Origin of the sequence: Stenotrophomonas sp. ZAC14D2_NAIMI4_6 (assembly GCF_003086875.1) — a bacterium.
In the GTDB taxonomy this organism is placed as follows: Bacteria; Pseudomonadota; Gammaproteobacteria; order Xanthomonadales; family Xanthomonadaceae; genus Stenotrophomonas.
Window position 1 is genome coordinate 1,177,800 of record NZ_CP025996.1, and the last position, 21,329, is coordinate 1,199,128.

Annotated in this window: 23 protein-coding genes and 1 pseudogene; 12 read left to right on the top strand and 12 right to left on the bottom strand. The window is 68.5% G+C overall.

Features of this window, described 5'->3' with window-relative positions:
- Positions 1 to 32: 32 nt before the first annotated feature.
- From C1933_RS05365 to C1933_RS05380, 4 genes are read right to left on the bottom strand one after another with little or no spacing between them, the layout of a single operon-like run.
- On the bottom strand, positions 33 to 899 hold the full coding sequence (locus C1933_RS05365) for a sugar phosphate isomerase/epimerase (protein WP_108752430.1): 867 nt from the start codon (positions 897 to 899) through the stop codon (positions 33 to 35).
- Positions 900 to 918: 19 nt separating this feature from the next.
- Positions 919 to 2,043, bottom strand: coding sequence for a Gfo/Idh/MocA family oxidoreductase (locus C1933_RS05370; protein ID WP_108752431.1), 1,125 nt, complete (start codon positions 2,041 to 2,043; stop codon positions 919 to 921).
- Positions 2,044 to 2,055: 12 nt separating this feature from the next.
- The gene (locus C1933_RS05375) at positions 2,056 to 3,273 is read right to left on the bottom strand and encodes a nucleoside permease (protein ID WP_108752432.1); all 1,218 of its coding nucleotides are present in this window, start codon (positions 3,271 to 3,273) and stop codon (positions 2,056 to 2,058) included.
- A 27-nt stretch (positions 3,274 to 3,300) separates the two neighbouring features.
- Positions 3,301 to 4,353, bottom strand: coding sequence for a sugar phosphate isomerase/epimerase family protein (locus C1933_RS05380; protein ID WP_108752433.1), 1,053 nt, complete (start codon positions 4,351 to 4,353; stop codon positions 3,301 to 3,303).
- Positions 4,354 to 4,448: 95 nt separating this feature from the next.
- On the opposite strand from C1933_RS05380, the gene C1933_RS05385 reads away from it, so the two are divergent.
- Positions 4,449 to 5,456, top strand: coding sequence for a LacI family DNA-binding transcriptional regulator (locus C1933_RS05385; protein ID WP_108752434.1), 1,008 nt, complete (start codon positions 4,449 to 4,451; stop codon positions 5,454 to 5,456).
- Between the two features lie 27 nt (positions 5,457 to 5,483).
- Here the strand turns inward: C1933_RS05385 and C1933_RS05390 are convergent, their stop codons facing one another.
- Positions 5,484 to 5,885, bottom strand: coding sequence for a hypothetical protein (locus C1933_RS05390; RefSeq protein ID WP_108752435.1), 402 nt, complete (start codon positions 5,883 to 5,885; stop codon positions 5,484 to 5,486).
- Positions 5,886 to 5,977: 92 nt separating this feature from the next.
- Here C1933_RS05390 and C1933_RS05395 point away from each other — a divergent pair, with 92 nt between their 5' ends.
- On the top strand, positions 5,978 to 7,003 hold the full coding sequence (locus C1933_RS05395) for an AI-2E family transporter (protein ID WP_108752436.1): 1,026 nt from the start codon (positions 5,978 to 5,980) through the stop codon (positions 7,001 to 7,003).
- 99 nt (positions 7,004 to 7,102) lie between these two features.
- Entirely contained in the window at positions 7,103 to 7,534 is a 432-nt protein-coding gene (locus C1933_RS05400) for a pyridoxamine 5'-phosphate oxidase family protein (RefSeq protein WP_108752437.1), read from the top strand.
- A 35-nt stretch (positions 7,535 to 7,569) separates the two neighbouring features.
- On the opposite strand, the gene C1933_RS05405 is transcribed toward C1933_RS05400, so the two are convergent.
- Together C1933_RS05405 and C1933_RS05410 are read right to left on the bottom strand one after the other, a co-directional pair.
- Complete coding sequence (locus C1933_RS05405; RefSeq protein ID WP_108752438.1) at positions 7,570 to 8,961, bottom strand: DUF2867 domain-containing protein; 1,392 nt, start codon at positions 8,959 to 8,961, stop codon at positions 7,570 to 7,572.
- Positions 8,962 to 8,974: 13 nt separating this feature from the next.
- On the bottom strand, positions 8,975 to 9,286 hold the full coding sequence (locus C1933_RS05410) for a metalloregulator ArsR/SmtB family transcription factor (protein ID WP_108748880.1): 312 nt from the start codon (positions 9,284 to 9,286) through the stop codon (positions 8,975 to 8,977).
- 130 nt (positions 9,287 to 9,416) lie between these two features.
- Between C1933_RS05410 and C1933_RS05415 the strand changes: the two genes are divergently transcribed.
- From C1933_RS05415 to C1933_RS05435, 5 genes are all read left to right on the top strand, one after another.
- The gene (locus C1933_RS05415; RefSeq protein WP_108752439.1) at positions 9,417 to 10,010 is read left to right on the top strand and encodes a hypothetical protein; all 594 of its coding nucleotides are present in this window, start codon (positions 9,417 to 9,419) and stop codon (positions 10,008 to 10,010) included.
- A gap of 166 nt (positions 10,011 to 10,176) precedes the next feature.
- Complete coding sequence (locus C1933_RS05420; RefSeq protein WP_108754748.1) at positions 10,177 to 10,644, top strand: DUF2975 domain-containing protein; 468 nt, start codon at positions 10,177 to 10,179, stop codon at positions 10,642 to 10,644.
- 13 nt (positions 10,645 to 10,657) lie between these two features.
- Positions 10,658 to 10,882 carry a helix-turn-helix transcriptional regulator gene (locus C1933_RS05425; protein ID WP_108748883.1) on the top strand — a complete coding sequence of 75 codons (225 nt, stop codon included), beginning with the start codon at positions 10,658 to 10,660 and terminating at the stop codon, positions 10,880 to 10,882.
- A gap of 43 nt (positions 10,883 to 10,925) precedes the next feature.
- A complete protein-coding gene (locus C1933_RS05430) occupies positions 10,926 to 12,461 on the top strand; it encodes a TerC family protein (RefSeq protein WP_108752440.1) in 1,536 nt (511 codons plus the stop codon).
- Between the two features lie 64 nt (positions 12,462 to 12,525).
- Complete coding sequence (locus tag C1933_RS05435) at positions 12,526 to 13,689, top strand: metallophosphoesterase (protein ID WP_108754749.1); 1,164 nt, start codon at positions 12,526 to 12,528, stop codon at positions 13,687 to 13,689.
- Between the two features lie 236 nt (positions 13,690 to 13,925).
- Here C1933_RS05435 and C1933_RS05440 read toward each other — a convergent pair whose 3' ends face one another.
- The 5 genes from C1933_RS05440 to C1933_RS05460 form a co-directional block, all read right to left on the bottom strand.
- Entirely contained in the window at positions 13,926 to 14,561 is a 636-nt protein-coding gene (locus tag C1933_RS05440) for a ferric reductase-like transmembrane domain-containing protein (protein ID WP_108752441.1), read from the bottom strand.
- Between the two features lie 51 nt (positions 14,562 to 14,612).
- Entirely contained in the window at positions 14,613 to 15,347 is a 735-nt protein-coding gene (locus tag C1933_RS05445; protein WP_108752442.1) for a putative DNA-binding domain-containing protein, read from the bottom strand.
- The gene (locus C1933_RS05450; protein WP_108752443.1) at positions 15,340 to 16,185 is read right to left on the bottom strand and encodes a DUF692 domain-containing protein; all 846 of its coding nucleotides are present in this window, start codon (positions 16,183 to 16,185) and stop codon (positions 15,340 to 15,342) included. Before C1933_RS05450 ends, C1933_RS05445 begins: the two co-directional genes overlap by 8 nt.
- Before the next feature lie 55 nt (positions 16,186 to 16,240).
- On the bottom strand, positions 16,241 to 16,717 hold the full coding sequence (locus tag C1933_RS05455; protein WP_108752444.1) for an EF-hand domain-containing protein: 477 nt from the start codon (positions 16,715 to 16,717) through the stop codon (positions 16,241 to 16,243).
- 94 nt (positions 16,718 to 16,811) lie between these two features.
- Positions 16,812 to 17,456: a DoxX family protein gene (locus tag C1933_RS05460; protein ID WP_108748890.1), complete on the bottom strand. Its 645-nt coding sequence runs from the start codon at positions 17,454 to 17,456 to the stop codon at positions 16,812 to 16,814.
- Between the two features lie 342 nt (positions 17,457 to 17,798).
- Between C1933_RS05460 and C1933_RS05465 the strand changes: the two genes are divergently transcribed.
- The 4 genes and pseudogenes from C1933_RS05465 to C1933_RS05480 all read left to right on the top strand — a co-directional run bounded on the left by C1933_RS05465 (position 17,799) and on the right by C1933_RS05480 (position 21,248).
- Positions 17,799 to 18,593 (top strand): alpha/beta hydrolase, encoded by a 795-nt coding sequence (locus C1933_RS05465; protein WP_108752445.1) that lies wholly within the window; start codon positions 17,799 to 17,801, stop codon positions 18,591 to 18,593.
- Positions 18,594 to 18,596: 3 nt separating this feature from the next.
- Positions 18,597 to 19,142, top strand: coding sequence for a redoxin family protein (locus tag C1933_RS05470; protein WP_108752446.1), 546 nt, complete (start codon positions 18,597 to 18,599; stop codon positions 19,140 to 19,142).
- 55 nt (positions 19,143 to 19,197) lie between these two features.
- Positions 19,198 to 19,938: pseudogene (locus C1933_RS05475) on the top strand (response regulator transcription factor).
- Positions 19,935 to 21,248, top strand: a complete 1,314-nt coding sequence (locus C1933_RS05480; protein WP_108752447.1) for a HAMP domain-containing sensor histidine kinase — start codon at positions 19,935 to 19,937, stop codon at positions 21,246 to 21,248. The pseudogene C1933_RS05475 and the gene C1933_RS05480 overlap by 4 nt, the downstream one beginning before the upstream one ends.
- Positions 21,249 to 21,329 lie beyond the last annotated feature (81 nt).

Genomic DNA, 21,329 nt, shown 5'->3' on the forward strand with positions numbered 1-21,329 from the left:
AGGACGGTTTTCAAACGAAGCTCCTTGGCGGGCTAGCGCGAAGCGCGGGCGGGCAGGCTGACAGTGAGGTGTTTGCGCAGGTAGTCGGCGCCGGTCTGGATCACCTTGGCCGGGTCACGCGGCTGGTCGTGCTCGACGATGTACCACTTCACGCCCGCGTCGGCCGCGGCCGGCAGGATCGCGTTCCAGTCCAGCACGCCCTGGCCGACGGCGGCGAATCCGCCTTCGTCTTCGGCCTGGCCCTTGGCGGCGTTGTCCTTGGCATGCACCGCGAACACGCGGCCGCGGAACTTGCCCAGCATCTCCGCCGGGTCATGGCCCGAACGCGCCACCCAGGCCAGGTCCAGCTCGGTCTGCAGGTCGGGGCCGGCAGCATCGAACAGCAGTTCCAGTGCGGTGCGGCCGTCGACGTCGACCAGCTCGAAATCATGGTTGTGGTAGGCCAAGCGCATGCCCTGGGCCTGCACCTGTTTGGCGATGCGCCCCAGTTCCTGGCCCAGCGCGGTCCAGCCTGCGGCATCGCTCGGGCGGTCCTTGCTGTCCAGGTAGGGCACCACCAGCGTGGTGTTGCCGATGGCGCGGTTGAAGGCCACCACGTTGTCCAGGTGATTGCGCAGGTCGGCCAGTGCCGTGTGCGAGGAGATCGCCTTGATCCCGTACTTGTCGAGCAGCTGCTTGAGTTCGGCGGCGCTGACGTTCTGCGTGCCCACCGTTTCCACCGCCTGCACGCCCGCGTCGTGGACGATCTTCAGTTGCTGGTCGAGCGTGCCGGCGTTGCGCAGCGTGTACATCTGCACAGCGATGGGCTTTTCAGGGCTGCGGGTTTCCGCGGCGAACGCGGGCAGGGCCGTGAACAGCAGCAGTGCCAAGGTCGCGATCCTTCCTGTTGATGCCTTCATCGGTGCATGCTCCCGGGGTTCATTCAATGGTGGTCCAGGCGCGCGACCTGGCCGATGCGATGACGCGTTCGACGATCAGCGCCGAGCGCAGGCCGTCTTCGAAGGTGGGCAGGCCCTGCGGCCGCTCGCCATCAATGGCGCGATAGGTGTCGGCGACGAACGCCTCGAAGCACTGGGCGTAGCCCTGCGCATGGCCGGGCGGCAAGGCCGAGAGCCGGCGCTGCTCGGCGCTGCCGGCGCCGGGGCCGCGCACGAAGGTCTCCTCGCGCTGGTCGGGCCGGCCGATCCACAGGCGCTCGGGATCTTCCTGGTTGAAGGCCACGCTGGCGTTGGCGCCGTCGATCTCGAACCAGAGGCGGTTGTGGCGCCCCGCCGACACCTGGCTGACGGTCAGCGACGCCAGCGTGCCTGCACCGGTACGGAACATCGCCGTGGCCACGTCCTCGCTGGATACCGCCTGCGTGGCGCCGCCTGCCGCCGGGGTGCTGAAGCTCTGTGCGCCCCCGGCGCTGCGCTCGGCGATGACCGTCGCGAAGGCCGCGCTGACTTCGGCGAAGCGCTCGCCGCTGACCCACTCCACCAGATCGCACCAGTGCGAGCCGATGTCGGCGAATACGCGCGAGGTGCCGCCCAGCACCGGGTCGACGCGCCAGTTGTTGCTGGCAGGGTCCAGCAACCAGTCCTGCAGGTAGCTGCCGTGGATCAGATGCAGGGGGCCGATGTCGCCGGCGGCGATGCGCGCGCGCGCTTCCCGCACCACCGGGTGGTAGCGATAGACGAACGGCACCGTGGCCACCAGCCCGCTGGATGCGGCCTGCGCGGCCAGCGCCTGCGCATCGGCCAGGGTGGTGGCCAGCGGCTTTTCGCAGACCACGTGCTTGCCGGCGGCCAGTGCGGCCTGTGCCATGGGCCGGTGCAGGTGATTGGGCGTGCACACATGCACGACCTGCACCTGCGGATCGGCAACCACGTCCTCCATATCGCGGTAGGCGCGCGCAACGTTCCACGCCTGCGCGACATCGCGCGCGCGCTGCGGCGTGGATGCCGCTACGCCGCGCACTTCGGCACCTGCCAGCAGGGCGGCGCGGCGATGCACCGCTGCGATCATGCCGGTGCCGACGATGGCGATTCCAAGCTTGGGCATCGACAGCGGTCCTCAGTGCGTGGTGGGCGCCGCCGCAACGGCGGGGCGGTCGCGGAACAGCAGCAGGAAGGCAATCAGCACGACCAGTGCAACGCCGGCGGGGAACAGCCAGATCTGCTGCCAGTCGGGCCCTGCGGCCGTGGTGTAGTGCTCCACCACCGCGCCGGACAGGAAGGTGCCGATCAACATGCCCACGCCGTAGGTGGCCAGGGTGATGAAGCCCTGGGCGCTGCTGCGCGCGGCCGGGCCGGCGTGTGCATCGGTGTAGATCTGCCCGGTGACGAAGAAGAAGTCGTAGCAGATGCCGTGCAGCACGATGCCGATGACCAGCAGCGAGAAGCCGCTGCCGGCATCGCCGAAGGCAAACAGCGCATAGCGCAGCACCCAGGCGGCCATGCCCACCGCCAGCATGGTCTTCACCCCCAGCCGCACGAACAGGAACGGCATTGCCAGCATCAGCAGCACTTCGGACACCTGGCCCAGCGACTGCAGCCCAGCCGCGCCGTGCACGCCCAGATCGTTGAGATAGGGGTTGGTGAAGTTGTAGTAGAACGACAGCGGGATGCAGATGGCGATGGAGGCCAGGAAGAACACCAGGTAGGCGCGCGATTTCAGCAGGCGCAGCGAATCCAGGCCGAGGATCTGCCCGAGCCCGGCGTCGCGCTGCTGCGCCAGCGGCGGCGTGTGCGGCAGGGTGAAGGCGTACAGGCCCAGCACCAGCGATGCCACCGCCGCCATCCGGAACGTCAGTTCAAGCCGGTGCGCCTGTTCCCAGCCCAGCCAGCCGATCAGCACCCCGGCGATGATCCAGCCGATGCTGCCGGCCACCCGCACCAGCGGGAACTGCTTTTCCGGCGACTGCATGTGCCGCATCGCCACGCTGTTGGCCAGCGCCAGCGTGGGCATGAACAGCAGCATGTAACCCATCACGCAGGCGGAGAACATGCCGAAGCTGGTGGCCGTGGAGGCCAGCCACATCAGCACCGCGCCGGCCAGGTGCAGCACCGCCAGGATGCGCTGCGCGGCGAAGTAGCGGTCGGCGATCAGGCCGACCAGGAAGGGGGCGACGATCGCACCGATCGACTGGCTGAGAAATGCGGTGGCCACCTGGCTGGCGCTGGCCTGCAGCGGGCCCTGCACCAGGTAGGTGCCGAGGGTCACGAACCACGCTCCCCAGATGAAGAACTGCAGAAACATCATCGCGCCCAAGCGCGACATGGCGTGCGTCATGGCTTGCCCTCCCGGGGCGGTGTCGGCTCAGATTCCCAGCATGTGGTGCAGTGATGCGGCGTCGGTGCCACTGTCGGCGAAGTCATCGAAGGCGCGCTCGGTCACCCGGATGATGTGGTCGCGGATGAAGGCGGCGCCCTCCCGTGCGCCGTCCTCGGGGTGCTTCAGGCAGCACTCCCATTCCAGCACCGCCCAGCCGGGGAAGTCGTACTGCGCGAATTTGGAGAAGATGCCCTTGAAGTCCACCTGTCCATCGCCGAGCGAGCGGAACCGGCCCGGACGGTCGATCCAGTCCTGGTAGCCGCCATACACGCCGCTGCGGGCACTGGCGTGGTATTCGGCGTCTTTCACGTGGAAGATGCCGATGCGCGCGTGGTAGCGGTCGATGAAGCCCAGGTAGTCCATCTGCTGCAGCAGCAGGTGGCTGGGGTCGTAGAGGATCTTGGCGCGGGGGTGGTGGTCGACCACGTCGAGGAAGCGCTCGAAGGTTGCCCCGTCGTGCAGGTCTTCGCCCGGATGGATCTCGAAACACAGATCCACGCCGCAGGCATCGAAGGCATCCAGGATCGGGCGCCAGCGGCGGCCCAGTTCGGCGAAGGCTGCGTCTACCAGACCGGCGGGGCGCTGCGGCCAGGGATACAGGTAGGGCCAGGCCAGCGCGCCGGAGAAGGTGGCGTGTGCGGTCAGCCCCAGGCGCTGGCTGGCCTGTGCCGCCAGCAACAGCTGATCGACGGCCCAGGCCTGGCGGGCGGCAGGATCGCCGCGCTGCGCGGGCGGCGCGAACCCGTCAAACAGACTGTCATAGGCGGGGTGGACGGCGACCAGCTGGCCCTGCAGGTGGGTCGACAGTTCGGTGATCTGCAGACCGTGCCCGGCCAGCATGGCGGCGACATCGTCGCAGTAGGCCTGGCTGCGTGCCGCCTCGGCCAGATCGAACAGGTGGGGCGCGGTGGTGGGCACTTGTACGCCAGAATAGCCCAGGCCCGCGGCCCATCCGGCCAGCGTGTCCAGCCGATCAAAAGGAGCGTTGTCGCCGATGAACTGCGCCAGGAAAAGCGCCGGACCCTTGAGCGTCTTCAAGGTGATTCGCCCTAGATGCAATCGATTGCATTACCCTAGCATGGGCTTTCCGCAGACCCGTTGTGCAGTGCACAGCCGCAACCAGAGCTGACACCATGGCCACCATCTACGACATCGCAAAGCACGTGGGCGTGTCCGCCGGCACGGTGTCGCGGGCCTTGTCGCGGCCGGACAAAGTGCTGCCCGCCACCCGGGCGCGCATCGAGCAGGCCGCCGCCAAGCTGGGCTACGTGCCCAACACGGTGGCCCGAACGCTGAAGACCCAGCGCAGTGGCAAGATCCTGGTCACCGTGCCGGACATCGCCAATCCGTTCTTCGCGCAGATCCTGCAGGGTGCCGAAGATGCGGCGCAGGCCGCCGGCTACGCCGTGCTGCTGGGTGATACCCAGCACCAGCCCGATCGCGAGGAGCGCTACGCGCAGATGCTCCGGCGCAACGAGGCCGATGGCCTGATCGTGCTCGGCCATCGGCTGCCGCCCACCGCGCGCGAGATCGTGCAGGCGCTGGGCGTGGCCGCGCCGGTGGTCAATGGCTGCGAATTCGATCCCGCGCTGGGCATTCCCAGCGTGCATATCGACAATGCCGCCGCTGCGCGCACGGTGATGGAACACCTGTATGCCCTCGGCCATGAGCGCATTGCCGTGGTTGGCGGCCCGCCCGACAACCCGTTGCACCAGCAGCGGCTGGAAGGCGTGCGCGCGGCGGGCAAGGCGCGCGGCCGGCTGCGCGGCTTGAGCGTCGTACCCGGTGATTTCTCGCTGGAGTCCGGTCATGCGGCGGCCACGGCACTGCTCGCGCGTCCGCTCGCACCGACCGCGGTGTTCTGCTTCAGCGACCAGATGGCGCTGGGTGCGCTTTCTGCATGCCGCGATCTCGGCATCCGCGTACCGGACCAGGTGTCCATCGTCGGCTTCGACGACCTGGCATCGTCGCGCTTCCTGACCCCGCCGCTGACCACCATCCGCCAGCCGATGCGGGACATCGGGGCGCGCGCGGTCACCCTGCTGCTGGCCATCATCGATCGCGTCGATGTTCCCTTGCAGCAGACGCTGGATTTCAGGCTGATGCTACGGGGATCGACGGCCGCCCCGGCCAGCGGCTGAGCGGCGGCCGCAGGGCAGCGCGCGCGGTTACTTCAGGTGCGCCTGTGCGCAGGCCAGCACGTGGTTGTAGTCGCTGGACATGCACTGGTAGAAATCGCGCTGGCCACCGCTTGCAGCTTCGCAGTCGGCTTCGGTGATCTGCGGCAGCAGTTCGCGCATCGGCGCGGCCATGGCCTCGTACTTCGCCGCATCGATGTAGCCGCCGGCGGCGTTCTTTGCCCCCACCTCCAGCATGGTTTCCAGCCCGTAGCGCGCGTTCTCCACCGCCTTCGGGCAGGAGAGCTCGACGTCGCTGCGCTGCACCTTCAGCAGTTCGCGGGCGATGGCTTCCACGTCGGCCTGCACCTGCGGCGGCACGGGCGTGGTGTCGGCGGCGAAGCTGCTGCCGGCGGCGAGCGCAAGCAGGGGGATGCACAGCAGGCGGTACATGGGGCGTCCTTGCGGCAGGGTGGGGCGCCAGTGTGCGCCGGCCGTGCCTGCACAATCCACTACCATGGGCCACCCCGCCGGAATGCACCGCCATGAACGACGCCGTCCTTGCCCTGCCCAAGCCCCCCGCCGCGCGCATCGCCGCCTGGCTGTTGATGTTGCTGGGCATGTGGCTGGCCCTGAAGCTGGGCCTGGTGGTCACACTGCTGTCGGGCCTGCTGGTGTTCCAGCTGACCCACGTGCTGGCCAACACCGTGGAAGGCAAGCTGCCGCCGGGCCGCGCACGCGCCTTCGCGGTCATCCTGCTGTCGGCGGTCATCATCGGTGCGCTGGTGCTGGCCGGCATCGGCGTGGCCTCGTTCTTCCGCAACGAGACCGGTGGCCCGGACGTGCTGCTGGCGCGGCTGATGGACATCCTCAACACCTCGCGCCACCAGGTGCCGGCGCTGCTGCAGCCCTATATTCCCGAAGACCTGACCCGGCTGCGCGAGGCGCTGAACGAATGGGCCGCCGAACACCAGCGGCAGCTGGGCGTGGCCGGTACGTCGGTGGTGCAGGTGGGCGTGCGCGTGCTGATCGGCATGGTGCTGGGCGCGATGATCGCCCTGTACGACGAGCTGCCGCTGCCGAAGATGGGCCCGCTGGCGCAGGAACTGGTCGGCCGCACCACGCGGCTGGCGGTGGCCTTCCGCCAGGTGGTGTTCGCCCAGGTGAAGATTTCGCTGCTCAACACGGTGTTCACCGCGGTGTTCCTGCTGGGCGTGCTGCCGCTGTTCGGCGTGCACCTGCCGCTGTCGAAGACGCTGGTGCTGATCACCTTCCTGGCCGGCCTGCTGCCGGTGGTGGGCAACATCATTTCCAACACCGTCATCACCATCGTGGCGCTGTCGGTGTCGTTCTACGTGGCGGTGGCGGCGCTGCTGTACCTGATCGTCATCCACAAGCTGGAGTACTTCCTCAACGCGCGCATCGTCGGCGGTGAAATCCAGGCCCGTGCGTGGGAACTGCTGCTGGCGATGCTGGTGATGGAAGCGGCCTTCGGCCTGGCTGGGCTGGTGGCCGCACCGGTGTTCTATGCCTACGTGAAGCGGGAGCTGCTGGACCAGCGCTGGATCTGATTCTGGTCTGGCGGGCGCGTGAAATCCGCCGCGACGGACCTGCACGCCCGCCTTACCTGCGCGGGCGGACGCTGGCCCCAGACCCCAGGAGACCGAACCATGACCACGCTGACCCTGCCCGAACTGGCGAAGAAAATGGCTGGCATCGATTTTGCGATGCTGCAGACCCATGCCGCCGGCGAGATCGATGGCCGCCCGATGAGCAATAACGGCGACGTGGACTACGACGGCGACAGCTGGTTCTTCGCGCTGGAAAGCACGGACATGGTGCGCCAGATCGAATCCGACCCGAAGGTCGCGCTGGGTTTCACCGGCAGCAAGTCACTGCTGGGAAAGCCGCCGCTGTTCGTGCACGTGAAAGGCCGTGCCTCCATCATCCGCGAACGCGCGGTGCTGGCCGAACACTGGGTGAAAGACCTGGAGCGCTGGTTCGAGCAGGGCGTGGACACGCCGGGACTGGTGCTGATCCACGTGCATGCGCAGCGCATCCACTACTGGGACGGCGAAGACCAGGGCGAGCTGGTGGTCTGAACGCACGCGGGTAGCGCCGGGCCATGCCCGGCGGCTCAGCCCGCCACCGGCGCGCCCCCATCCACCCAGTCCGCCAGCTCCGGCGCCAGCGCATGTTCCACTGCACGGCGCAGCAGGGCCGGCGCGATGTAGTGGCGGTGCACGCTGTCGATCAGCGCCATGTACAGGCGCCCGAACCGGTTGTGGGTCTGCACGCGCGAGCCCAGGCTGACCTGCACGCTGCCATCGTCGGCCAGCTGCACGCGCACGCTGCTGCGGAAGCGCAGGTGACGATCATCGGCACCCAGCAGTACTTCGGCGCTGCGGTCCTGCGCATCCACCGTTGCATCCAGCACCGGGAAGCGGCCAGCGAACAGTCGGCTGCGATCGGTGGACAAGAGCGACGACACCGGGCAGCCCAGCGGCGAGGTACGCAGGCGCAGCGGCGTCACCAGGCGGTTGCGCAGGGCCATCAACTGGCCCACGCCGCCTGGAGGATTGCGCAGGAAACCGTCCAGTACATCGGCCAGCAGGGTCGATGCCGAGCGTCCCGCACATTGTTCGGGGCGCAGCTGCAGCACGGTCAGGTCGTGGTAATCGCTGTGGGGCAGGGCGCGGTACAGCATGCCCTGGCTGGCCGCCGCGGCATGCTGCACCGGATAGCGCGGCGTGCTGCGTTCGACGAACCCCCGCAGCGGGCGCAGGTTGATCCGACGCAGAGGCCCCAGCAGCGCACGGGTCTGCGCGCACAGCCGCGCACACACGCTGGGCGGCGCGGCCTGCAGTGACAACTGCAGCAGAGGCGCGCTGGCCAGTGTCGCGGCGCTGGGCCAGCAGGCCTGCGGCAATACGTCGGTCAGGCTGGGGATGTCGGCCTGGTTGGCCTGCACCTGGGCGCGGGTGGCATCGCTCATCGCGCCGGCCAGTTCATTGCTGTGGCACGACAGCGCGAACAGTGCCGGGTGTGCCCGGTGGCTGGACGCGAACTGATGCCAGGTGCCGCCACCGAAGCGCACGGTGAACAGGCAATCGGGTGGAATGCGGATACGCCGCAGGCTGCGCTGGAAGCTGGCCGGATCGGCGGCGATCTGCGCATCGCTGGCGGTGGCAAAGCGCAGCTCCGCGCCGGCGCTGCCGGCAATGGCGGTGAACATGCGCGGGCCGGCATGGCGGTGGAACGGGTGGCCGCCGGCACCCACGACGAAGCTGTACAGCGATGACGCATCGCCATGCTGCAGGTGCATGCCGCCCAGCCGTGCCGACGGTTCATCCAGCGCATCGATGAAGGCCGGATGGTGGCGCTGGCGTTGCCCGGCGTCGTTCACCAGCGCATCGCCGGCACCGATGCCGAGCTGGGCGATCAGCATCACCTCGATGGGTCCTGCGCCTTCCTGGGCGGGCAGCTGGACACCTGGAAACGAGCGGCTGTTGCGGGTCGAACCAGGCATCGTCGTGCTCCTATCAGCGGGCAGGGGACTTGCGGCGTGCGCGGGCTTCGCGCTTCAGCGGGCCACCGACCGGACACACTTCGGCCGCCCAGGAAAACAGGGTGTTGGCCAGGCGCTCGGGCACCTGGCGGAAGTACACGAACTGCCCGCGCTTCTCGCGTTCGATCAGGCCGGCGTCTTCCAGGATGCGCAGGTGGCTGGACAGCGCCGGCTTGCTGAAATCGAAGCGCTCGGCCAGCTCGCCCGCGCTCAGTTCGCCGGCACTGAGGTAGGCCAGGATCTGCCGGCGGGCGCCGGAGGCGAGGGCTTCGAAGATGCGGTCCATAGGGCGTTAATTAACTAATTCGTTAATTGATGATCCTGCGCGGCCGCGGCGGTGTCAAGCCTGCGCCGGCATTGCACTGCGCCCCCGGCTTTTGCCATCCTCCCCGCAGTTTTCCCATGATGGAGTTGCGATGCGCCCGGTGCCCTGGTTGATGGCGGGTCTGTTGCTGCCCGCGCTGGCCGCGGCGCAGCCGGCGCGCGCGCCGAAGGAGGCGGCGGCCACCCAGGACCCCTTCAGCGAACTGTTCGACACGGCCTGCATGCAGCACATCGGCGCGCCGGCCCGGCTGCAGGCGCTGATGGATGCCAACGGCCTGAGCCCGCTGCCGCCGGCCGAGGCCGCCACGCTGCTGCAGGGGCAGGGCGGGGTGGCCTGGATGGTGCCGCTGGCCAGTGGCCGCTACGCGGTCAGCTGGGCCGACGATGGCACCTGCACGGTGTATGCGGAGAAGGCCGAACCGGCGGTGGTGCAGAAGGGCTTCGCACGGCTGATGCAGGCCGCGCCAAAGCCGCTGCAGGTGCGCTCGCTGCCCGGCCGCGGGCCGCTGTCGGCCGACCAGGTGGCGATCCAGTACGGCTGGGCCACGCCCGGGGAAAGCGCGTTGCGCGTGCGCTTCCGCCTTGTCACCCGGCAGGCGGCCGAAGCCGGCGTGCAGGCCATGGCCTCGGCCACGCCGGGCGAGGCCATGCGCCAGGACGCAACGCCGCCAGCGGTCGCCAAGTAGCGGTTCAGCCACCTCGACCCGGATGTGGTATATCGTTTATCGATAAATCCCCCGGGCAGGTGATCTGCCCCACGCCGGAGGCTGCTTGACCGCTCGTTCTGCCCGCGCCCGACCTGCGCGCGGTGTGTTCACCCTGGCCCAGACCGCCGTGCAGGCGGTGCGGGCAATGTGCTGGCTGGGTATCCTGGCCGCGCTGCTGGCGGTGCCGCTGGTCGCCTACGACCGCCGCTGGCTGATGGATACCGTGCACGACGCCACGGCGGCCGCCCTGCATGGCAACGACCTGTTCCTGCATTTCTGCCTGGGCCTGGCCACCATCGTGGCGCTGCTGGTGCTGTGCCTGGTGTTCCTGCGGCACCTGGCGCGGCTGCTGCGTTCTGCCGCGCGTGAGCGCCCGTTCAACCACGCCAACGCGCTGCGCCTGCACCGCATGGCCTGGCTGATGCTGGCCATGGAAACCCTGTCGATCATCATCGGTGCCTACGCCAGCTGGATGGGGCCGGATTTCGCTTGGATGGAAGTGGGCGGTGGCATGTCCATCACCGGCCTGCTGGCGGTGCTGATGCTGTTCGTGCTGGCGCGCGTGTTCGCCGTGGGCGCGGCCATGCGCGATGACCTGGACAGCGTGATCTGATGGGCGCGCACTGATGGCCATCATCATCACCCTGGACCGCATGCTGCAGGCGCGCGGCATGACCCTGTCCGAGCTGGCCGGGCGCATCGACATCACCCTGGCCAACCTGTCCATCCTGAAGACCGGCAAGGCCCGCGCCATCCGCTTTTCCACCCTGGATGCGATCTGCCGCGAGCTGCAGTGCACGCCGGGTGACCTGCTGGGGCACGACCCCAGCCAGGCCCAGCAGGACGACTGAGCGCTGATGTTTCTTCCCTTACTACTGAACAAACGGAACTGAAATGGAATGGTTGGCTGACCCCTCGATCTGGATGGGCCTTGCAACCCTGATCGTGCTGGAAATCGTGCTGGGCATCGACAACCTGGTGTTCATCGCGATCCTGGCCGACAAGCTGCCCCCGCACCAGCGCGACCGCGCACGGGTGATCGGCCTGGCCCTGGCCCTGCTGATGCGCCTGGTGCTGCTGGCGGCGCTGTCGTGGATCATGAAGTTGACCGAGCCGCTGCTGGTGCTGTTCGAGCACAGCTTCTCCGGGCGTGACCTGATCCTGCTGGGCGGTGGCCTGTTCCTGCTGTTCAAGGGCACCATGGAACTGCACGAACGGCTGGAAGGCCGCCAGCACCACGACGATGGCAAGAAGGTCTACGCCAGTTTCGCCATGGTGGTGGCGCAGATCGTGGTGCTCGATGCGGTGTTCTCGCTGGATTCGGTGATCACCGCGGTCGGCATGGTCGACAACCTGGGCGTGATGTACGCCGCGGTGACCATCGCCATGGCGCTGATGCTGCTGGCCAGCAAGCCGCTCACCCGCTTCGTCAACAAGCACCCGACCGTGGTGGTGCTGTGCCTGGGCTTCCTGCTGATGATCGGCTTCAGCCTGGTGGCCGAAGGCCTGGGCTACAGGATTCCCAAGGGCTATCTGTACGCGGCCATCGCGTTCTCGATCCTGGTGGAAGCCTTCAACCAGTGGGTGCGCTTCAACCGTGAGCGCAACGAGCGCCGCCAGCCGTTCCGCCAGCGTACCGCCGACGCCGTGCTGCGCATGCTGGGTGCGCGCCCGGCCAATGGCCACGACGATGGCCACGGCGAGGAAGAACATGCCGACGAGGAGCGCCTGCAGCCGGCCGAGCACGAGATGATCCGCAGCGTGCTGGGCCTGGCCGATCGCCCGGTGTCCAGCGTGATGACCGTGCGCGCCGATGTGCAGTGGATCGACCTGGCCCGTGGCCACGAGGATGTGGTGGCGCGCCTGGTGGCATCGCCGCATACCCGACTGCTGGTGGGCGAGGGCGACCTGGACAGCCTGCGGGGCGTGGTGCAGAGCCGCGACCTGCTGGCCGACCTGCTGCAGGGCCGGCCCTTGCAGCTGGAGGCCAACCTGCGCGCGCCGCAGTACGTGCTGTCCAGCGCCAGTGCATTGCAGGCGCTGGAGCTGATCCGCCAGCACCCGGTGCCGCTGGCGGTGGCGGTGGACGAGTACGGCAGCGTGGAAGGCCTGGTGACCGCCAATGACCTGCTGGCGGCCATTGCCGGCGACTTGGCCGATACCCAAGACGAGCGCTACGGCGTGGTGGCACAGGGCGAGCACGAATGGGAGGCCGATGGCGCGCTGACCCTGGATGACCTGCAGCGGATGACTGGCGTGGCCCTGCCGCGCAGCGCCGACTACATGACCATTTCCGGCCTGGTGCTGGACCAGCTGGGGCGCCTGCCCGACGTGGGCGACAGCGTGGACGTGGCCGGTTTCCGCATCAGCGTGCTGGCCATGGAAACCCGCCGCATCGCCCGCCTGCGCGTGCAGCGTCTGGCGTCGTAACGCGCGGAGATTTCTCCTACCTTTTGCAACCTTGGTCGGTCACCATGGCCGCCCCACGTTCTGGATTCACGTTGTGCTGAGTACTGTTGGTTTGTTGATGGGCCTGTACGTGGCCTGGCGCCTGTTCTGGCCGCTGCGGCTGCCGCTCTGGGCCAAGGCGCTGTTGTCGCTGCTGCTGGTGGCGCTGGCGGTGCAGCTGCGCATTGTTGCCACCTTCTGGGGCACGATGGCCTCGCCGGAAATTCCCAAGCTGGCCATCGCCGTGCTGGCCACCGGTTCCACCGCCGTGCTGCTGCTGGCGCTGGCCCTGCTGGTGATGGATGCGGGCCTGCTGCTGTCGCGCCTGCTGCGCTGGCCGCGCGTGGTGACAGCGCTGCGCGCCCGCATGCTGCGGCCGCTGGCGGCCGGCCTGGCCCTGCTGCTCAGTGGTTACGGTGTCAGCCAGGGCATGGCGGTACCCAAGGTGCGGCAGATCGAAGTGAACATCGCCGGGCTGCCGGAGGCGTTCGACGGCTACCGCGTACTGCAGCTCACCGACATCCACGCCAGCCGCCTGCTGACCGGCGACTGGGTGCGCCGGGTCGTGGCCGAAAGCAATGCGCTGAAGCCGGACCTGATCGTGATCACCGGCGACCTGATCGATGGAACCGTGGCCGCGCGTCGCCATGATTTCCAGCCGCTGGGTGAACTGCAGGCCCCCGACGGGGTGATCGCCATCACCGGCAACCACGAGTACTACGCGCAGTACCGCGAATGGATGCAGGCGTTCCGCGCGCTGCACATGCAGGTGCTGGAAAACAGCCATACCCAGGTGCGTCGTGGCGATGCGGCGATCACCATCGCCGGTGTCACCGATCCGGTCGCGGCCCGCTACGGCCTGCCGCTTCCCGATCTGGACTCCGCCCTGGCCGGTGCCGACCCGGCCGCGCCAGTGATCCTGCTGGACCACCGCCCGCGCAACGCGCGCGAAGCGGCAGAGCGCGGCGTGCAATTGCAGTTGTCCGGGCACACCCATGGCGGCCAGATCATCGGCATGGACCAGCTGGTGAAGCGCGCCAACGGTGGCTACGTGTCGGGTCGCTACGCGGTCAATGACATGACCCTGTACGTCAGCAACGGCGCCGGCCTGTGGGCGGGCTTTCCCGCGCGCATCGGCGTACCCTCGGAAATCACCCTGATCACCCTGCGCAAGGGGGCGGACCCCCTGGCCAAAGGCCAAGGGCTCTGACCCACCGCCAGACAGCCCGGGGTCGGATCCCTTGGCAACGCCAAGGGCTCTGACCCCAAGGACCCGCACACCACGGCACCCATGGCCCACCCCCGCGCCCCGCTGGAACGACTGATCCGCGCCAACGCCGATGAGATCAACCGGCTGCAGCGATCGCCTATCGCGCCGCGCGGTTGAGTACGGGCATTGGGGTCAGATCCCTTTGCCACCGGCAAAGGGCTCTGACCCCCGGTCCGTCACGCCGCCCGCAACGGGCGCGTACGCGCACTGCGCTTCAGTGACTGCCCACGCTTGGCGATGGCACGCACCACGAAGGCAGTGAACAGCAGTGCCGACGGCACGGCGTACCAGAAGTTGGCCGGTACGCGCTTGAAGTACGAGTAGGTGAACACTGCGGCGATGATCCACATGCCGGTGGTGTGCAGGCGTCGCCATGCAGTGGGCCCCATGCGCCGGGCGATGCCGCGGTGCGAGGTGATCGCCAGTGCCAGGATCGCCACGTAGCCCACCGTGCCGGGCAGGTTGGCCAGGGCCGAGCGCGCCGGCCAGAACGCCGGGTTCAGAATGCCGAACGTGGTGATCGCCACGGCATGCAGCAGGTGCGAGAACGCGAACGACAGGCCGATGATGCGGCGCTCGCGCAGCAGGAAGTGGGTGGTTGGCCCGGGCAGCAGACTGGCGAACGATGACGCGGTGAACGCGGCCAGGAACAGCACGAACGAGGTGCGTGCGGTCACCCGGATGGCCGCGCGACTGCCCTCCACCACGTCGGGTTGCACAGCGAATGCGGCCATTGCGAAGGCGATCAGCACCACGGCGATGGCCACGAACAGGCGCCAGCCGTGCAGGAAGGAAGGGGTTGCAGCAGCCATGGTCAGACCTCGATGAAGGAAGAAGGGAAGGGCGGCCGGTGGCCGCAGGGTTCAGGCGCTGCGCGCTGCGACCAGCACGCCGGTCGCGCACAGGTGGGCGAGCAGCGGTGCGGTGGCGGCCTGCAGTTCGCCGGGGTCGACACCGTGCGCATCGGCCAGCGTCTGCAATGCCTCTTCCACGCGTGCGCCGACAGTGCCCAATGCGGTCAGCAGGGCGTAGGCCAGCGGTGCCAGCACCTGCGTGTGCAGGCTGAAATCGGCGTGGCGATGCAGCAACAGCAAGGTGGGCGCCGCCTCGGGCGGCGTGGTCAGCGCCTCGTCCTGGTGCACCGGCCACTGGTAGCCCAGCACACGCACGTGTGTGGACAGTGCCAGCACATGCGTGCCCGTTGCGGCCTGTTCGAGCGCCTGCCCGGGATCGCGTGCCTCGATATGCAGCGCCTGCTGCGTGCTTTCGTAGTGCGCCAGTTCTGCGGCCCAGCCAGGCAGTGCCAGCGTGTCCTGCATTGCCAGCCAGGCGGCGAACTCGCCGGCAATCTGCGGGAACAACGGGGTATGGCAGGCATGGCGGGCGTAGTAATGCTCGACCATGCCGCGCCAGCGTGGCCCGCCCAGGTGCTGCTGCAGGCGCGGCAGGCTGCCGGCCAGCAGGCTGTCCAGGCTGTCGATGCACAGGCGGCGATAGACCGCCAGTCGCCGCGCGTCGATGCCCGCCGGTGCCGGCATCGACGGGTCACGCACATGCCCGGCCCAACGCTGCTGCAGGGTGGCCAGTGTCTCAGCCATGGGCCACCTCGGGCTGCAGCACATCGACCTGGGCCTGGCGGATCTGTTCCACCTCAGCCAGCAGCTCGGCCAGCGGCGGAAAATTGAAATCGCGTTCCAGCAGGGTGGGTCGCACGCCAACACGCGCATACGCCTCGCGCAGCAGCGCCCACACCACGCCTTTCACCGGCGCGCCATGGGTGTCGATCTTGAAGCCGTCGTCTTCGTCGAAGTGCCCCGCTACATGCAACGACGCCACGCGGTGGGCCGGTACACGGGCCAGGAAATCGAAGGCGTCGTAGCCGTTGTTGCAGGCGTTGACGAAGACGTTGTTCACGTCCAGCAGCAGGTCACAGTCCGCTTCGTCCAGTACGGCATTGATGAAGTCGATCTCGCTCATGGCCGCGCCCGGCACGGCGTAGTAGGAAATGTTTTCCACCGCGATGCGCCGCCCCAGCATGTCCTGCACCTGGGCGATGCGGCCGGCGACGTGGTGTACCGCTTCGGCAGTGAACGGCAGCGGCAGCAGGTCGTAGACATGGCCGCCGGCGGCGCAGTAGCTCAGGTGTTCGCTGTACAGCTGCACCTGGTGCAGATCGAGGAAGGCGCGGGTCTGCGCCAGCAGGGTCTGGTCCAACGGGTCCGGCCCACCCAGCGACAACGACAGGCCGTGGCAGGTCAGGCGATGGCGTTCGCTCAGCTGGCGCAGCGCGGCACCGTGGGCGCCGCCCACGCCAATCCAGTTATCCGGCGAGACTTCCAGGAAATCGATGGCATCGGCCGGCATGGCCAGCAGTTCATCGATCAGGCCGCGGCGCAGGCCAAGACCGGCGCTGGCAGGGGGCAGGGGCGTGTGCATGCGCTTACTCCAGGGCAAGGGCGCCGCCGTTGCGGCGGCGCCGGGTGGGGGGCAATCAGTCGTTGACGCGCGAGAACAGACCCTTCGGCATCGGCTTGCCGTGGGCGGTGTAGACGCTGCGCAGGTAGTCGTGTGCTTCCTGTTCGCTGATGTAGCCATCGTGGTTGGTGTCGATGCGATCGAACTCGGCGGCGCGCTCGCCGGCCACGGCGTTGAACTCGGCCCGCGAGACGCGGCCGTCGTGGTCACGGTCGGTGCGGGCAAACGAGGCATCGCCACACTTGCCTTCACCGCACTGGCCTTCGGCCACCTTGGCCTTGCCGGCGGGTTTGCTGGTGCTGGCCTTGTTGGCGCCGCACTTGCCTTCACCGCACTTGCCTTCGGCGGCGGCGCTCATGGATACCGCGCTGATTGCCAACGGTTGGATCGCAGCGGCCTGGCCGGCCAGCAGCAGGCCACCGGCCAGGGCGATGCCAATGGCGCCGATGCGCGGCAGGCGGGAAGCAGAGGTGTCTTTGGTCGAGACGGACATGGTGGTGACTCCTTGGGATTGCACGCAGGGCGTGCGGGATGGACGCCGCATGGCGCGACGGAAAGCGAAAGGGATGCGCAGTGAGTGCGCTGGATCAGGCGCTGCGGCGACGGCGCAGCGCGTAGGCCAGCAGCAGGGCCCCGCCGAGCGCGGCGCCGCCGAAACCGATGCCGGGCAGCAGCGCGGCGACGGGCAGCAGCAGAGCGATCAGGCTGACGCCCCAGCCCAGGCCGTCGTCGCCAACGGTGGCGCGCTGTCGGCCGGCCAGCAGCTGATCCAGGCTGAGTGCGCCGCCACCGTTGAGGATCAGCGGCAGCAACATGGCCAGGAACAGCAGCGGCAGTTTGAAGTTGCCGTAGCCCTGGTCGGTGATCGCATAGCCCTGCCAGAGTTCGCCCAGGCCGTTCCACTGGTCGGGCCAATGCACGGCGGCAATGGCGACGATGGTCAGCACCCAGAAGATGTAGGCCACCGAACGCGTGGCCAGGCCCAGCAGCAACAGCACCGCACCGACCAGCTCAAGCCAGGTGGCCAACTGCCAGTTCAGCGATGCAGGCAGGGTGGAGAACGGGAACGGGAAGCGCCCGTCCAGATCGGCGAACCAGTTCTGCCCACCCAGCTTCTCGCGGCCGGATTCGAAGAATTCCCAGGCCAGCAGTGCACGCAGGGCCAGCGGCGAGAGCCAGCGGCCAACGGCATCCAGGCGGGGGGTATAGCGCGAAGCGGCGGTGCTGATCATGGAAGTGTCCTGCGGGCCAGTGGTCGATGGAGACCATTTCGAGCCACGCAGGTATCGGCAACGTGTGCCGTTGCCCGGGGTTTTGTCAGCCACTGTGGCCGCGGCAGGGGTTTCGTACAGTCCGATACAAAGACGCCGGGTCGAGCGTTCGCCGGGCAGGGCCCGGCGCTACCGGGTGGTAAACGTTCCCCGCACGTACGCGCGAGGATGCCCGGCGGCCGAATGTATCCCACTGTAGGAACCGGCCACCGCCCTACAGTCCGGTACAACTCGGCCCGGCAGCGAAACAGCGCCGATACACCCGCAGGCGGAAATGGCCACTCCCAACCCTGGAGTGCTCCCATGATCCGCACCACCCTGCTTGCCGCCGCCCTGGCCATCGCTGGCGCCGCCACCCCCGCCTTCGCCGCGCAGGCCGAAGCCGGCGCGCCCCCCACCGTCATCCTGGTGCACGGCGCCTTCGCCGATGGCTCCAGCTGGAACAAGGTCATCAGCACGCTGCACGATTGGAAGGTACCGGCGGTGGCGGTGCAGAACCCGCTCACGTCGCTGGCCGACGATGTCGCGGCGACCCGTCGTGCGATCGCCGCGGCGCCCGGCAAGGTGGTGCTGGTCGGCCACAGCTGGGGTGGCACGGTCATCACCGAAGCGGGCAACGATCCCAAGGTGCAGGCGCTGGTCTACGTGGCCGCCTTCGCACCCGATGTCGGCCAATCGTCGGCACAGCAGGGCGAGGGGTTCCCGGTGGGCCCGGGCCTGACCCGTCTGCAGGACCGCGATGGCTACCTGAGCCTGCCGGCCGATGCCATCGCCCAGGACTTCGCGCCGGACGTGATGAAAAAGACCGCAGCGCTGCTGTACAGCACCCAGGTGCCACTGAAGGCCAGCGCCCTTGGCGAAGCCGTCACCGCCGCCGCCTGGCGTGGCAAGCCGAGCTGGTACGTGCTCAGTCGCGACGACCGCATGCTGTCGCCGCAGCTGCAGGCCGCCACCGCCAAGCGCATCGGTGCACAGCTGCAGTCGGTCGGCAGCAGCCACGTGTCGCTGCTCTCGCACCCGGCCCAGGTGGCCGACACCATCCTGGAAGCGGCCGGGGTGAAGCTGGCCGAGCTGCCGCTGGCCGAGCAGGGGGGCTGAGCGATGGCCACGCTGCGCACCTACGCCCTGCCGTTGCTGCTGGCCCTGATCGGTGGCGCGGCACTGCTGCTGGTCTGGCCCAGCCCCGCCGCGGACGCGCAACCGGCCGAGCCCGTTGCCGCGGCCGGTTTCGACGGCGGCGGACCGTGGCACAACAGCCCGCCGCTGCGCCTGGAGCAGTTGCGCGGGCAGGTGGTGCTGGTCGAGTTCTGGACCTATGCCTGCAGCAACTGCCTGAACGTGGCGCCTTACGTGCACCAGTGGCACGCACGCTACGCACCGAAGGGCCTGCGCGTGGTGGGCGTGCACACGCCCGAGTTCGCCTATGAGGGACTGCAGGGCAACGTGCGCCACGCGATCCGTCGCCTGGATATCAGCTGGCCGGTGGTGCAGGACAACCAGTACCGGATCTGGAATGCATGGGGCAACCGCTTCTGGCCGGCGCTGTACCTGGTCGACCGGCAGGGCCGGGTGGTCTACCGGCACTACGGCGAAGGCGACTATGCACGTACCGAAAGCGAGATCCAGCGCCTGCTGGCCAGCCCCTGAGCCGCGCTACCATGGCCGCGCCGCGCGGCCTTTCCCTGTCTTCATCGAGAACGCCATGAACCACGTACCGCATATTCTTGTCGTCGACGATGACAGCGACATCCGGCAGATGCTGGCCGACTACCTACAGCGCAACGGCTTGCGCGTCAGCCAGGCCGACGGCGGCCGGGCCATGCGCGCGCTGATGGATACCCACGCGGTGGACCTGGTGGTGCTGGACGTGATGATGCCCGGCGAAGACGGCCTGAGCCTGTGACGCAACCTGCGTGCGGGCAAGCATCGTGCGGTGCCGGTGGTGCTGCTGACCGCGCGCGATGATGAAACCGATCGCATCATTGGCCTGGAAATGGGCGCCGATGATTACGTGACCAAGCCGTTCTCCTCGCGCGAACTGCTGGCACGCATCAATGCGGTGATCCGCCGCACGCAGATGCTGCCGCCGAACCTGCAGGTGAGTGAAGCGGGGCGCCAGTTGGCCTTCGGCGAATGGCGGCTGGATACCACCGCACGCCATCTGCTGGATGCGCAGGACACCGCGTATCCGCTCAGCGGCGCCGAATTCCGCCTGCTGCGCGTGTTCCTGGACCATGCCAACCGCGTGCTCAGCCGCGACCAGCTGCTCAGCCTCACCCAGGGCCGCGATGCCGAACTGTTCGACCGTTCCATCGACCTGCTGGTCAGCCGCGTGCGCCAGCGCCTGGGCGATGATGCGCGCGAGCCGACCTACATCAAGACGGTGCGCAGCGAAGGCTATGTGTTCAGCGTACCGGTGCAGTTGCTGGGGCCGCAGGAATGAAGGCCGTCGCGCGCCGCCTGCCGTGGCCGCGCACGTTGTCCGCGCGCCTGCTGCTGTTGCTGCTGGGTGGGCTGACCCTGGCGCACGCGCTGTCCTTCGGCCTGTTGTTCTTCGAGCGTTACCAGGCCACCCGCAGCATGATGCTGCGCAACCTGGACGAAGACGTGGCGGTGAGCGTGGCCCTGCTGGAGCACCTGCCGGCCCGTGAGCGCGCGGCCTGGGTACCGCGATTGGAGCGGCGCACGTATCGCTACCTGCTGCGCCCGGCGGCAGCGGGACCGGCGCTGGAAACCGAGCGTGCGCGCCAGGTCACCGCGATCATCGATGACAGCCTGGAACATCGCTATCCGCTGCAGGCGCGCCAGGTTGCGCGCCTGCCGGAGCGCTTCGAAGTGGAGCTGAAGCTGCACGACGGCACGCCGTTGACCATCGAAGTAACCCCTTCGGGCCTGCCGCTGGCGCGCTGGCTGCCGGCGGTGCTGCTGCTGCAGCTGGCCCTGTTGCTGGCGTGCGCGTGGTTGGCGGTGCGCCTGGCCATGAAGCCGCTGGCGCGTCTTTCGCAGGCGGTTGAACAACTGCAGCCGGGCAGTGATGCCGCGCCGCTGGCAGAGGATGGGCCGGCCGAAGTCGGCGCCGCGGCCGCGGCGCTCAATGGCCTGCAGGCACGCATCCGTGGCCATGTCAGCGAGCGCCTGCAGATTCTGGCGGCCATCTCGCACGATCTGCAGACGCCGATCACGCGCATGAAGCTGCGCGTGGAAACACTGCCGGAAGATGCCACCCAACAGCGCCTGCTGGATGACCTGGACCACCTGGGGCAACTGGTGCGCGAAGGCGTGGCCTATGCACGCAGCAGCCATGTGGCCAGCGGCGCGCCGGTGGCGATGGATCTGGGCGCGTTCCTGGCCAGTGTGGTGGGCGACTATGAAGACATGGGCAAGCCGGTTACGGGTGGCGCGCCCGCGGGCCTGACCGTGCAGACCTGGCCGCAGCCGCTGCGGCGGGTGGTCGGCAACCTGGTCGACAACGCAGTGCGCTATGCCGGCAGCGCCGAGATCGAGGCGGGGCGCGATGCGGCGGGCAAGGTGTGGATCGCCGTGTCCGACCGCGGCCCCGGCATTCCCGAGGCCGAACTGCAGGCGGTACTGGCGCCGTTCCATCGCCTGGAACAATCGCGCAACCGCGATACCGGCGGCACCGGGCTGGGGTTGGCCATCGCCGTGCAGCTGGCGCAGTCGCTGGGCGGTTCGCTGCAGCTGCGCAACCGCGACGGTGGCGGCCTGCAGGCTCTGCTTCAGCTGCCGGGGTGAAGAGCAGGGGTCAGATCCCTTTGCCAACGGCAAAGGGCTCTGACCCCGGTGCACTGCGCCGTCACTGCGCGCGTGACACCC